The following is a 13,015-nucleotide window of genomic DNA, read 5'->3' on the forward strand; positions in this document are numbered from 1 at the left end:
GTGCGATGGGGTCCCCCCGGTCGAGCGCAGCCGAGACCGTGGGGGAGGGAAGGGGCGGAGGGGGCGAACACCGTCCTGCCTTCAGTCCGCGACCGGCACCGGGGCGACCCGGAACAGAGGACCCAGGGTCACCAGCCGGATCAGCCCCAGCGCGGGCAGCAGAACCCGGTAGTCGACCAGTTCGACGAGCCCCGCCCCGAGCGCCAGCCCGACGGCGTTCGGCGCGAACAGCAGCGTGTTCAGGGAGGCGGAGACGCGCCCCAGCAGGTCGTCCGGGGTCTGCCGCTGAACCGCCGTGTACGCGGCGATGAGCGCGCAGGGCAGCCCGACCCCCGCGGCCGCGCTCGACGCGAGGGCCACCGCGTCGTCCGGAACGGCCCGGAGGACGACCGCGACGGCGGTGAGGGCGATCCCCGAGGCGGCGAAGCGCCGTTCGCCCAGCCGCCGCAGAAGCGTCCCGGACACCAGCCCGACGGCGACCGAGCCGGCGCCCTGTGCCACGTACAGGACGCCGACGTACGTGGGTGAGTGACCCAGCCCCTCCGCCACGGCGTAGACCGTCGAGCCGCAGATCCCCCCGAAGAGCATGGTCGTACCGCCGGCGATCACCAGCGGCCGGAGCCCGGGGTGGCGCAGGAGATGACGGACGCCCTGCGCGGTGCGGGTCCGCAGACTCCCGGCGGGCACGGGGACCGGCGGGGCCTCGCGGACGCGCAGCAGCGCGAACACCGCCGCCGCGAGCGCGAACGTCACCGCGTCCAGGAGCGCCACCCGCGGACCGCCGTACGCCGCGTAGAGGCCCGCCCCGGCGAGTGGCGCCAGCAGTTTCATGCCCTCGTTGGCCGTCATGCGCAGCCCGTTGAAGTCACCGAGGAGGCGCTTGTCGAGCGCGCCGGCCAGCAGTGCCGTCTCGGCGGCGTCCTGGACGACGCCCAGAGCGCCGTAGACCAGGAGCACCGCGAACAGGATCCACAGGCGGCCCCGCTCGTCCACGGCGAACAGGATGGGCAGGAGCGCCGCCAGCACCAGATGCGAACCGATGAGCAGAGGCCGGCGGCGGGTCCGGTCGGCGAGCGTGCCGAGGACGGGGCCGATCAGGGTGGGGGCCCAGAGGGCGAAGACGCACAGCGCCGCCAGGCCGTTCGAGCCCGTCAGGTCCTTGACCCAGATGCCCGAGGCCAGCCACATCGCCGACGTGCCGAAGCCGGAGACGACCGTTCCGGTCAGATAGAGCCCGGCGTCGCGATCGGCCAGAACCCGCGTAACTGTCCATGTCATGGCAGGTGATCGTGGTTCTAAGGCGGCCCGGAGGGGATCGGACAACTGCCTTAGACCGGGCGGTCCGGCGGCCGGGCCCGTGCTTCCCGCACACGAACGGGGCGGCGTACTCCGACGGGTGCCGGGGTACGCCGCCCTGGGGTGGGACGGGTCTGCGGGTCGGGCCGTGCGGTCATGCCGGCTATTTCGGGTCGCGGTCGAACTGCGCCTTGGACCAGCGGTGGCCGAGGACGCTCAGGCCCAGGCACCAGGCGAGGGCGATCCACCCGTTGTTGCCGATCCCGGTGCCGAGGAGGAGCCCGCGCAGGGTCTCGATGGCGGGGGTGAAGGGCTGGTACTCGGCGATCGGCTGGAACCAGCCGGGCATCGAGTGCAGCGGGACGAAGGCGCTGGAGATCAGGGGCAGGAGGATCAGCGGCATGGCGTTGTTGCTGGCCGCCTCGGCGTTGGGGCTGCCCATGCCCATGCCGACCGCGATCCAGGTGAACGCCAGGGCGAAGAACGCGAGCAGGCCGAAGGCCGCCAGCCATTCCAGAGGGGTGGCATCGGTCGAGCGGAATCCCATGGCGACGCCGACGGCGCCGACGAGGACCACACTCATGATCGCCTGAAGCACGCTCCCGACGACGTGTCCGAACAGCACGGACCCGCGGTGGATCGCCATCGTGCGGAAGCGGGCGATGATGCCCTCGTTCATGTCGGTGGCGACGGAGACCGCGGTGCCGACCACGGTGGAGCCGATCGTCATCAGCAGGATGCCCGGGACGATGTAGGCGATGTAGGCGGAGCGGCCCGCGCCGCCGCTCATGGTGTCGCCGAAGATGTAGACGAAAAGCAGCAGGAGCATGACAGGCGTGAGCAGCAGGTTCAGGGTGAGGGAGGGGTAGCGGCGGGCGTGCAGGAGGTTGCGGCGCAGCATGGTGGTGGAGTCGCGTACGGCGAGGGAGAGGGTGCTCATCGGACAGCCTCCTTCGGCTGGTTGGGCTGGTTGGGTACGGTGCCGCCGGTCAGGGCGAAGAAGACGTCGTCGAGGTCGGGGGTGTGGACGGTGAGTTCGTCGGCTTCGATGCCGGCGGTGTCGAGTCGGTCGAGGACGGAGCGCAGGGCGCGCTGGCTGCCGTCGCTGGGGACCTGAAGGGTGAGGGTCTCGTCGTGCGGGGAGGCTTCGTCCAGTGCGGAGGCGGCGGTCCGGTAGGCGGCGGGGTCGGTGAAGCGGAGGCGGACGTGTCCGCCGGGGACGAGTCGTTTGAGTTCGTCGGCGGTGCCCTCGGCGGCGATCCTGCCGTCGTGCAGGACGGCGATCCGGTCGGCGAGTTCGTCGGCCTCCTCCAGGTACTGGGTGGTGAGCAGGACGGTGGTGCCGCCGGTGACGAGTTCGCGGATGATGCCCCACATGGTGTGCCGGGAGCGGGGGTCGAGGCCGGTGGTGGGTTCGTCGAGGAAGATGATCCGCGGGTTGCCGACCAGGGTCATGGCGATGTCCAGGCGGCGTTTCATGCCGCCGGAGTAGGTGGAGGCGGGCTTCCTCGCGGCCTCGGTGAGGTCGAAGCGCTCCAGGAGTTCGGCGGTGACCTGTCGTCCCTCGTGCTTGGAGAGGTGGTGCAGGTCCGCCATCAGGAGCATGTTCTCCTCGCCGGTGATCAGCCCGTCGACCGCGGAGAACTGTCCGGTGACACCGATCGCGGCACGTGCGGCCTGGGCCTCGGTGGAGAGGTCGTGGCCGCCGACGCTGATCCGACCGGAGCCGGGGCCGGGGGAGATGAGCGTGGAGAGGATCTTGACGACGGTCGTCTTGCCGGCGCCGTTCGGGCCGAGCAGGGAGAAGACCGTTCCCTCCGGGACCGTCAGGTCGATGCCGTCGAGGACGACCTTGTCACCGTAGGACTTGCGCAACTCGTGCGCCGAGATGGCCGGGTTGGTCATGGGGTGCTCCTTGATCGCGGTTCAGAGGCTGCGGGCGGTGATGGTGCCGTGGGTGGTGGTCGCCCGGAGGGCCAGGGCGGGGGTGGTGTCGGAGTTCTTGAGGGTGTTGTCGATCCGGCCGTAGGTGGTGCCGGCGTCGAGGGTGGCGGAGACTCCGGCGGCCGCGCCGATGTTGATGTCGCCCTTCTGGGTGCTCAGGGTGAGCGTGCCGCGGACGGCTTCGGTGATGGTCAGGTCGCCTCGCTGGGTGCTGATCTCGCCGGGGCCGGTCAGGCGGCCGATGGTGATGTCGGCGTCGAGGCCGGTCAGGTGCACGGTGTCGGCCTCGTCGAGCTTGACCTGGCCGTGGGCGCCGTCGAAGGTGAGGTCGCCGAGGCGCCCGACGCCGCGGAGTCCGGCGGCGGCGGCCGTGGCCTGGACGCGGGAGCCGGCGGGGAGCTGGACGGTGACCTCGATGGAGCCGGAGGGGCCGAGGAGCCGGTTCCTGGCCTGGGGGGTGCGGACGCGCAGGACGCCGTCCTGGTAGGTGACCTCGGTCTGTTCGGCCGTCTTGATGTCGCGGCTCCTGGTGGCGTCGGCGGGCAGGATCTCGACGGTGGTGTCCGCGCGGTCGGCGGCGATGAGCCGGATGTGTCCTGCGGTGATGTCGAGGACGGCCAGGACGGCGGCGGGGGTGTCGAACTTCTGCATGGTGCTCTCCTTCGTCTGTCGCGTCCGCGGTGGGTCCGTCTCCGCGGTTCGCGTTTTCCGATGAAGGAAACGCTACGTTGCATTCGAGGTCCGAGCAATGCTGTTGTTGCGTCAGATTGCTTTAGCCGCAGGTGATAGCCGTGAAATCGTTGCAATGATTTTGAGAGCGAATGCAACAGGCCGCGATGCGTTCGTTGCAATGAAATGCCGGTGAACGCTATGCTGGGGACACACGGACCATGAAGGAGGCCGCGATGCCGGGAGGCAGACTCACCCAGCAGGAACGTCAGCAGATCGCGCTGGGACTGGCCGACGGCCTCGCCTACGCCGAGATCGCCAGGGGTCTGGACCGGCCGACGTCGACGGTCACGCGCGAGGTGATGCGCAACGGCGGCCCCACCGGCTACCGCGCCGAACTGGCGCACCGCGCAACCGAGAACCGCGCGCACCGGCGCCGGCAGGCCACCCCCCTGGCGGCCGACGCGCCCCCGCAGCCGCACGGGCGCGACGCCGAGGCGGTGCGCGCCTACGAGGAGGTGTTCACCGAGGTCATCATGGCCACGGGCGCGCCCACGATGATGGCCCGCGTGATGGCCTGCCTCACCCTCACGGACTCCGGCAGCCTCACCGCGGCCGAGCTCGTCCAGCGCCTTCAGGTCAGCCCGGCGTCCGTCTCCAAGGCGATCACGTTCCTGGACGGCCAGGGACTCATCCGCCGGGAACGCGACGAACGCCGCCGTGAACGCTATGTCGTCGACGACGACGTCTGGTACCAGGCGATGATGGCCAGCGCCCGCTCCACGGCCCAACTCGTCGAGACCTCACGGCACGGCGTCAGCATCCTCGTCCCCGGCACCCCCGCCGCCACCCGCCTGGAGAACATCGCCCGCTTCCTCGACTTCGTCTCCGAGAACCTCGCCCGCGCTGCGGAACAGGCACGGGAGATCCTCCACACCAAGCCCGCCACGGCCTCGGGCGGCGTGGCTCCGGGCGGCGCGGCCGAGCCGGGGCCGGACAGCGCATAGGCCGTCCGCCACGACTCGGCGCTGCACATGGGGCGCCCGGACTCGATCTGTACGTCTGCCGACCGTACGACCATCGATCCGGGCGTCCGCCGGTGTTCGCTCAGTTCTTCAGCAGGTCGCAGACGAAGTTCTCCTCGACCGCGCGCAGTTTCTTCAGGAGTTCGGGCTTGGTCGCCTCGTTCACCTGGGTGGTGAGGGAGAAGGTCAGCGACCGCCGGCCGTCGGGTGTGGCGGCGATGAGCTGGGTGTAGCCGGGGAAGTTGCCGGTGTGGCCGAGGACCACTCCGCAGCGGGTGGAGTACCGGAAGATCGCCGCCCCCGCCTTGTTCCTGCCGGGTCCCGCGGGCTCGGAGGCCCCGTCGATCCAGCGCCGCTGCTCGCGCAGGGTGGCCGGGGAGATCAGCGCCCCGCCCGCGTAACCGCGGATGAAGCGGGTCATGTCCGCCGGAGTCGAGACGATCCCGCCCGACGCCCACACGCCGGAGGCGCTGAGCACCTCGCTGACGTCCTCCGGGGCCTTCGGTGGCTGGACGTCGTAGCCGTGCATGTACGGCTCGGGCATCTCGTAGCCCTGCGGGAGGCTCGTGTCGCGCAGGCCGAGCGGCCGGTAGACGAGCCCTCGCAGCAACTGCTCGTAGCGCTTGCCGGTCGCCGCCTCGGCCATCAGCGCGACCGCGATGTTGTCGGAGTTCGAGTACTGGTACCGCGATCCCGGCCGGAACAGCAGTGGGTCACCGGCCACGTAGTCGAGCAGCCGGCGCGAGTCGAAGTGGTGGTGCGGATCGGTGGTGAGGATCTCGATGAACTCGGGACTCTTCGTGTAGTCGGGCAGTCCGCTGGTGTGGTTCAGCAACTGGCGCAGTGTCACGGCGTGCCACTTCCGCGGCAGTGACGGCAGACGGCGGCCGATCGTGTCGTCGAGGGAGAGCGCGCCCCGGTCCACCAGGCCCAGTGCCACCGCACCGCTGAACGCCTTCGCCGTGCTCGCGATCCGCATGTGGTCGTCCGGTGCGACCGGACGGCCGCTCACGATGTCGGCGACTCCGGCGCGCACGACCCGGGACCCGCCCTCGCGGCGCAGGACGGCGATGACGCCGGGCGGACCGCCGGGGCTGCGCACCAGTTCTTCGAGCTGCCGGCGCAGCCCGCGGTCGTGGTCAGGGGCGCCGGTGGCGGGGCCGGATCCGGCGTCGGCCGGTGCGGACACGGCGCCCGTCAGGCACGCGGCTGCCAGCAGGACGCCGAGGAACGGGCGCGGTCGGATGCGGCGGGGCAGTGGCATGGGGTTCTCCCGAGTAGGGCGGGGGCCGGGGCACGCCCAGCTTCGGCCCGGGTCGATCCACTCGCCTGCGCCGCTGCTGCATACGGGGGAGCGCGCCGCCCGGTGTTGGGCCGTCCGGCCGCCCCGGCGCGTGATCCCGGGCCGGGAAGCCGATGAGTTCCGGGTACGGGCGGGGTCTACCTCACGGGCGCCCCCAAGGCCTCGCCCTGAAGTGGATACGAGTGCGGACATGCGTTCTGAGGAGAATCGGATGACAGACCAGACCTTCGACTTCGGGCCGCAGGCCCTGATCGTGGCGCGCCTCGCGGAGAGTGTCACGGACGAGCAGCTCGACGGGGCGACCCCCTGTCCGGCGTACGCGGTGCACAACATGCTCGGACACCTGAACGGACTGGCCGTGGCCTTCCGTGACGCCGGGCGCAAGGACCTGGGCCCCACGACCGACACCAGCCCGGCCGCAGCCGTGCCCGACATCGAGCCGGGCTGGCGCGAGAGCCTGCCGAAGGCGCTCGACGAACTCGCCGACGCCTGGCGGGACCCGGCCGCCTGGACCGGCATGACCCGGGCGGGCGGAGTGGAGCTGCCGGGTGCGGTCGCCGCGGCCGTGGCCGCCGACGAACTGGTCGTGCACGGCTGGGACCTCGCGCGGGCCACCGGCCAGGAGTACGCGCCCGATGCCGCCGCGCTCCAGGCCACGCGCGGCTTCCTCACGGCCGTCGCCGAGGACCCGACCCGGGTCGGCGGCATCTTCGGTCCCGTCGTCGCGGTACCGGACGACGCGCCCCTCCTCGACCGCGTCATCGGCCTCAGCGGCCGGGACCCCGGCTGGAAGCCGTAGCGCAAGGAGGGGCAGCCCCCTGGCCGGAGGCCGTGGCGGGGAGCGTTCCCGGCCCGATCCCGGCCGGGAACCGCAGCGAAGGAGCGGGCCGCGAGAGCCGTGATCCGCCTTCGCCGAATCACGGAAGCACACACATCGGAACCGGGTGGAGGCGGCCGGGCCGCACGCCTCCAGGAAGGCCGCGCGCCTTCGCGCAGGGTGTACGCCGCCGCGTAAGCCGCGCGCCTCTACGAAGGCCATGCGCCTTCGTGCAGGGGGTGCGCCTCCGCGTAAGCCGCGCGCCTCCAGGTAGCGCTGAATGCCTCCGTGCCCCGCGCACTTCGCGCCCCGCGCACTTCGCGCGGAGGTGCGTACCTCCGCGCTGGCCGCCCCGCCCTCGCTCCCGCCTTCGCCGAACGCGGGCGCCGACGCGAATCCGTTCCGCGTCCGTGATCCCGACCGGAATCGCGAAAGTGAACAGTCGGAGCGCCAGGCCCTCGGCCGGTCGGGCGTGAACCGTCCGGTGCTCGGCGTCCGCACGTCACCTCGATTTCCTTTGTCGGAAGCGTTGACGAAACACGGTCACGCTCCTACCTTCAACGCGTCGTACTTCGTACGTCATATATGAGACGCGATATGCGAGATCCGGGACCGAAGTCCGCGATCGGTGCCCGGCTCCCGTGATCCGAGACGTGAGACCAGAGAGGCGCGCATGACCTCTGTGCCCACCCCGATCCCGTCCCGCACGCAGTTCGTGCTGGAGGGGATCAAACACCGCATCCTCACCGGGCAGTTGACCCCGGGACAGGCTCTGGTCGAGACCGACCTCGCCGCACAGTTCGGGGTGTCGAAGACCCCGGTGCGCGAGGCGCTCAAGACCCTGGCCGGCACCGGGCTCGTCGTGATGAACCAGTACAAGGGCGTCACGGTGCGCATGGTGGACGCGGACATGGCGCGCGAGGTGTACGACGTACGGCTGCTCCTCGAACCCGAGGCGCTGCGTCGGGTGGTGCGCCGCGGAGCCTCCCTCGACGCCGCCCGGGACGCGCTCACCCGTGCCGACGACGCCGCCGACACCGCCGAACGGTCCCTGGCCAACCGGGAGTTCCACCGCGCCCTGTACGTCCCCTGCGGCAACCCGCTGCTCGGCCGGATGCTCGACGAGGTGCGCGACCAGGCCGCTCTTGTCTCGGCGGTCGCCTGGGCGGCCGACCCCTCCTGGGAACGGGAGGCGAGCGAGCACCGGGAGATCCTGCGGCTCGCCCTCGACGGTGACGCAGACGCCGCCGCCGGAGCGCTCCGCGCACACATCGCGTCGTTCGTGCAACGGGCCTTCCCCCAGGGCCAGGAAGAGGACGGACAGGAATGACAGCGACGTTCGAGACCCAGCGGGCGGCCCTCGCCGAGGTCGTGGCGATCCCGGTGACGCCGTTCGCCGAGGACGGCACGATCGACCGGGACACCCACCGGGTCCTGCTGCGCCGACTGATCGACGGCGGCGTCCGCACCCTCACCCCCAACGGGAACACCGGCGAGTTCTACGCCCTCACCCCCGAAGAGCGCCGGATCGTCACCGAGTTGACCGTCGAGGAGGCCGGCGACCGCGCGGTCGTCCTCGTCGGCGTCGGGCACGACGTACCGACCGCCGTCGCCTCCGCGCGGCACGCCCGTGCCCTCGGCGCACCGATGGTGATGGTCCATCAGCCCGTGCATCCCTACGTCTCGGAGAGCGGCTGGGTCGACTACCACCGGGCCATCGCGGAGGCCGTGCCCGAGCTGGGCGTCGTGCCCTACATCCGCAACGCGGGGCTCGCGGGCGCGCGGCTCGCCGAACTCGCGGACGCCTGCCCGAACGTCATCGGTGTGAAGTACGCCGTTCCCGACGCGGCGCGCTTCGCGTCCTTCGCGCGGGACGCCGGGCTGGAACGGTTCGTGTGGGTGGCCGGACTCGCCGAGCCGTACGCTCCCTCGTACTTCTCGGCCGGCGCCACCGGCTTCACCTCGGGTCTGGTGAACGTCGTACCGGCCGTCTCGCTGAACATGATCGAGGCGCTCCGGTCCGGCGACTACCCGGCCGCGATGAAGGTCTGGGAGCAGATCCGCCGCTTCGAGGAACTGCGCGCCGCGAACGCCTCCGCGAACAACGTCACCGTGGTCAAGGAAGCCCTGTCCTCGCTCGGGCTGTGCCGCCGCGACGTCCGTCCGCCGAGCAGGCCGCTGCCCGCGAGCGAGCGGTCCGAGGTCGCGGCCATAGCCGCCGGATGGTCCCTGTGAAACGGCCCGAGGACCTCAGAAGCCATCAGTGGTACGGCACCGACGGGCTCCGCTCGTTCAGCCACCGGGCCAGGACCCGGCAGCTCGGCTACCTCCCCGAGGAGCACCTGGGCAAGCCGGTCGTCGCGATCCTCAACACCTGGTCCGACATCAACCCGTGCCATGTGCACCTGCGCGACCGCGCCCAGGCGGTGAAGCGGGGCGTGTGGCAGGCCGGTGGATTCCCGCTCGAATTCCCGGTGTCCACGCTGAGCGAGACCTTCCAGAAGCCGACCCCGATGCTCTACCGCAATCTGCTCGCGATGGAGACCGAGGAACTGCTGCGGTCGTACCCGGTGGACGGGGCCGTGCTGATGGGCGGCTGCGACAAGACCACGCCCGCGCTGCTGATGGGGGCCGCCTCGGTCGATCTGCCGACCGTCTTCGTGCCCGCCGGGCCGATGCTGCCGGGGCACTGGCGCGACGAGGTCCTCGGCTCCGGCACCGACATGTGGAAGTACTGGGACGACAGGCGCGCAGGTCTCATCGGCGACTGCGAGATGACCGAGCTGGAGAGCGGGCTCGCCCGGTCGCCGGGGCACTGCATGACCATGGGTACGGCGTCCACGCTGACGGCCGCCGCCGAGGCGCTCGGCGTCACCGTGCCCGGCGCGTCGAGCATCCCCGCCGTCGACTCCGGACACGACAGGATGGCCGCCGCCGCGGGGCTCAGGATCGTCGAACTCGTCCACAAGGACCGCAGGTTGTCCGACATCCTCACCGCGGACGCCTTCACGGACGCGGTGACGACGGTGCTCGGTCTCGGCGGTTCGACGAACGCCGTGATCCATCTGATCGCCATGGCCGGACGGGCCGGGGTCACCCTCACGCTGGACGACTTCGACAAGATCGCCCGGACCGTGCCGGTGCTCGCCAACGTCCGGCCCGGTGGACGGACGTACCTCATGGAGGACTTCCACTTCGCCGGCGGTCTGCCCGGGTTCCTGTCGCGGATCACCGATCTGCTGCACCTGGACCGGCCCACCGTGTCCCACGACACCCTGCGCGAGCAGTTGGCGAACGCCCGGGTGCACAACGACGACGTCATCCGCACCCGGGAGAACCCGGTCGCGGCCGAGGGCGGAGTGGCCGTCCTGCGCGGCAACCTCTGCCCCGACGGCGCCGTCATCAAGCACATCGCGGCGGAGCCGCACCTGCTCAAGCACACCGGTCCCGCGGTCGTCTTCGACGACTACCGCACCATGCAGCGGACCATCGACGACCCGTCGCTCGGCATCACCGCGGACAGCGTCCTCGTGCTGCGGGGCTCCGGCCCCAAGGGCGGTCCGGGCATGCCCGAGTACGGGATGCTGCCCATCCCCGACCACCTGCTCAAGCAGGGGGTCCGGGACATGGTGCGGATCTCCGACGCCCGTATGAGCGGCACGAGTTACGGCGCGTGCGTGCTGCATGTGGCGCCCGAGTCGTACGTCGGCGGCCCGCTGGCCCTCGTGTGCGACGGGGACACGATCACCCTGGACGTAGAGGCACGGTCACTCCGGCTCAACGTGGACGACGCGGAGCTGGAGCGCAGACGGGCGAAGTGGACCCCACCGCCCGTCCGGTACGAGCGCGGCTACGGAGCGCTCTACAACGAGCAGATCACCCAGGCCGACACCGGCTGCGACTTCGCGTTCCTGGCCCGGCCGGGCCAGGTGCCGGACCCGTACGCGGGCTGAGGCCCCCCGCACCCCGCACATGGAAGTGCTCGATCCATGTGGTCGTAGCAAGCGCTTCCTGCACTCACAGTACTTGCCCCACTGCGAACGGAGAACAGTCATGGCACAAGCCGCAGCCGTGGCGAAACCGCCCGCGCCACCCCGGCGGCGCCGTGCTTCCGCGACCCCGCGCAGGCTCCCGTATCTGCTGATCGCACCGGCGGCCCTGCTGATGCTGGGCTTCATCGCCTACCCCGTCATCAGCGTCTTCTACTACAGCCTGCAGAACTACAACCCCACCAAACCGTGGCGCAACGGCTTCGCCGGCTTCGGCAACTTCACGCACGCCTTCACCCAGGACCCCCAGTTCTGGGACACGCTGACCTTCAGCGCCAAGTGGGTCGTCGTCGAGGTCGGCCTCCAGCTCCTGTTCGGCCTGGTGCTCGCGCTGATCGTCAACCAGACCTTCGTGGGGCGGGCGTTCGGGCGGGCGCTGGTCTTCTCGCCATGGGCCGTCTCCGGGGTGCTCACCTCGGCGATCTGGGTGCTGCTCTACAACTCCCAGACGGGCATCACCCGTTACCTCGCGGACGCCGGTATCGGCTCGTACGGGACGAGCTGGCTGTCGGACACCTCCACCGTCTTCCCGGCGGCCGTGGTCGCCGACCTGTGGCGCGGGGTCCCCTTCTTCGCGATCCTGATCCTCGCCGACCTCCAGTCCGTCTCCAAGGACCTGTACGAGGCCGCCGAGGTCGACGGAGCCAGCCGCGTCCGGCAGTTCCTGCACATCACGCTGCCGCACCTCAAGGACGCGATCGTCCTCTCCACGCTGCTGCGCGCGGTGTGGGAGTTCAACAACGTCGACCTGCTCTACACCCTGACCGGCGGCGGACCCGCGGGCGAGACCACGACCCTCCCGCTCTACATCGCCAACACCAGTGTCGACGCCCACAACTTCGGCTACGCGTCGGCCCTCACGACGGTCGCGTTCGTGATCCTGCTGTTCTGCTCGATCGTCTATCTGCGGCTGAGCAAGTTCGGAGGCGGGGACAAGTGATCACCAAGGACGCCGGGACGATCGCCCCGGCCGCACCCGCCCCGCCCGTCGAGGAGCCCCGCCCGCGCGAGCGGAGGAAGCACCGCGCCTGGGACGAGGTCCCGCGCCGGCACATCTACGTACCCCTGGGCATCTACCTGCTCTTCACCCTGATCCCCTTCTACTGGATCCTGCTCTTCGCGCTGCGCCCGGCCGGGTCGACCTCGCTCGTGCCCTGGCCCATGACCTTCGAGCACTTCCACAAGGTGTGGACTGAGCGCAGCTTCGGGACCTACTTCCAGAACAGCGTCCTCATCGCCGTCGCCACCCTGGTGATGACCACGCTCGTCGCGCTCGCCGGCGGCTACGCGCTCGCCCGCTTCGACTTCAGGATCAAGCGCGGCTTCATGCTCGCGCTGCTCTGCTCGCAGTTCGTGCCGGGTGCGCTGCTCCTGGTCCCGCTCTTCCAGATCTTCGCCGAGCTCCGGATGATCAACTCGCTGGTCAGCGTCATCATCGCCGAGACGGTCTTCCAGCTCCCGCTGTCGATGATCCTGATCAGCGGGTTCATCAGGAACGTGCCGTACTCCCTGGAGGAGGCCGCCTGGGTGGACGGCTGCAACCGCTTCGACGCCTTCCGGATCGTCGTACTCCCGCTGCTGCGGCCCGGGTTGATCGCGGTTGGCTCCTTCGCCTTCGTGCACGCCTGGAACCACTTCCTGTTCGCCCTGATGTTCCTCAGCGACCAGAGCAAGCAGACCATCCCGGTCGGCCTCAACACCCTGATGAGCTCCGACAGCGTCGACCTGGGCGCGCTCGCCGCAGGCGGCATCATCGCCGCCGTCCCCGTGGTCGTCGTGTTCGCCTTCATCCAGAAGTGGCTGATCACCGGATTCAGCGCGGGGGCGGTGAAGGGATGACGGCCCTCTCGCAGCAGGGTGGCGCCCGCCGCCCGGACGGTCCGCGGACCGCGCCGGCCGGAGCCACGGCGCA

General features: G+C 70.7%; 12 protein-coding genes. 7 read left to right on the forward strand and 5 right to left on the reverse strand.

Annotation, left to right across the window (positions count from 1 at the left end; all coding sequences use genetic code 11):
• Positions 1-81: 81 nt before the first annotated feature.
• The 4 genes from OHT01_RS30010 to OHT01_RS30025 all read right to left on the reverse strand — a co-directional run bounded on the left by OHT01_RS30010 (position 82) and on the right by OHT01_RS30025 (position 3,891).
• Complete coding sequence (locus OHT01_RS30010; RefSeq protein WP_328556227.1) at positions 82-1,278, reverse strand: MFS transporter; 1,197 nt, start codon at positions 1,276-1,278, stop codon at positions 82-84.
• 181 nt (positions 1,279-1,459) lie between these two features.
• Positions 1,460-2,236: an ABC transporter permease gene (locus OHT01_RS30015; protein WP_328556228.1), complete on the reverse strand. Its 777-nt coding sequence runs from the start codon at positions 2,234-2,236 to the stop codon at positions 1,460-1,462.
• Positions 2,233-3,201, reverse strand: coding sequence for an ATP-binding cassette domain-containing protein (locus OHT01_RS30020; RefSeq protein ID WP_328556229.1), 969 nt, complete (start codon positions 3,199-3,201; stop codon positions 2,233-2,235). The genes OHT01_RS30015 and OHT01_RS30020 overlap by 4 nt, the downstream gene beginning before the upstream one ends.
• Before the next feature lie 21 nt (positions 3,202-3,222).
• On the reverse strand, positions 3,223-3,891 hold the full coding sequence (locus OHT01_RS30025) for a DUF4097 family beta strand repeat-containing protein (RefSeq protein ID WP_328551772.1): 669 nt from the start codon (positions 3,889-3,891) through the stop codon (positions 3,223-3,225).
• Positions 3,892-4,145: 254 nt separating this feature from the next.
• Here OHT01_RS30025 and OHT01_RS30030 point away from each other — a divergent pair, with 254 nt between their 5' ends.
• On the forward strand, positions 4,146-4,916 hold the full coding sequence (locus tag OHT01_RS30030; RefSeq protein WP_328556230.1) for a helix-turn-helix domain-containing protein: 771 nt from the start codon (positions 4,146-4,148) through the stop codon (positions 4,914-4,916).
• 100 nt (positions 4,917-5,016) lie between these two features.
• Here the strand turns inward: OHT01_RS30030 and OHT01_RS30035 are convergent, their stop codons facing one another.
• Complete coding sequence (locus OHT01_RS30035; protein WP_328556231.1) at positions 5,017-6,198, reverse strand: serine hydrolase domain-containing protein; 1,182 nt, start codon at positions 6,196-6,198, stop codon at positions 5,017-5,019.
• Between the two features lie 250 nt (positions 6,199-6,448).
• Between OHT01_RS30035 and OHT01_RS30040 the strand changes: the two genes are divergently transcribed.
• From OHT01_RS30040 to OHT01_RS30065, 6 genes are all read left to right on the forward strand, one after another.
• A complete protein-coding gene (locus tag OHT01_RS30040; protein WP_328556232.1) occupies positions 6,449-7,036 on the forward strand; it encodes a TIGR03086 family metal-binding protein in 588 nt (195 codons plus the stop codon).
• 691 nt (positions 7,037-7,727) lie between these two features.
• Positions 7,728-8,384 (forward strand): GntR family transcriptional regulator, encoded by a 657-nt coding sequence (locus tag OHT01_RS30045; RefSeq protein WP_328556233.1) that lies wholly within the window; start codon positions 7,728-7,730, stop codon positions 8,382-8,384.
• The gene (locus tag OHT01_RS30050) at positions 8,381-9,289 is read left to right on the forward strand and encodes a dihydrodipicolinate synthase family protein (RefSeq protein WP_328556234.1); all 909 of its coding nucleotides are present in this window, start codon (positions 8,381-8,383) and stop codon (positions 9,287-9,289) included. Before OHT01_RS30045 ends, OHT01_RS30050 begins: the two co-directional genes overlap by 4 nt.
• A complete protein-coding gene (gene araD, locus OHT01_RS30055) occupies positions 9,277-11,007 on the forward strand; it encodes an L-arabinonate dehydratase (RefSeq protein WP_328556235.1) in 1,731 nt (576 codons plus the stop codon). Before OHT01_RS30050 ends, araD begins: the two co-directional genes overlap by 13 nt.
• A gap of 100 nt (positions 11,008-11,107) precedes the next feature.
• Positions 11,108-12,043, forward strand: coding sequence for a carbohydrate ABC transporter permease (locus tag OHT01_RS30060; RefSeq protein ID WP_328556236.1), 936 nt, complete (start codon positions 11,108-11,110; stop codon positions 12,041-12,043).
• Positions 12,040-12,942, forward strand: a complete 903-nt coding sequence (locus OHT01_RS30065; RefSeq protein WP_328556237.1) for a carbohydrate ABC transporter permease — start codon at positions 12,040-12,042, stop codon at positions 12,940-12,942. The genes OHT01_RS30060 and OHT01_RS30065 overlap by 4 nt, the downstream gene beginning before the upstream one ends.
• The last annotated feature ends 73 nt before the right edge of the window (positions 12,943-13,015 follow it).

This window comes from Streptomyces sp. NBC_00358, from assembly GCF_036099295.1.
GTDB lineage: Bacteria > Actinomycetota > Actinomycetes > Streptomycetales > Streptomycetaceae > Streptomyces.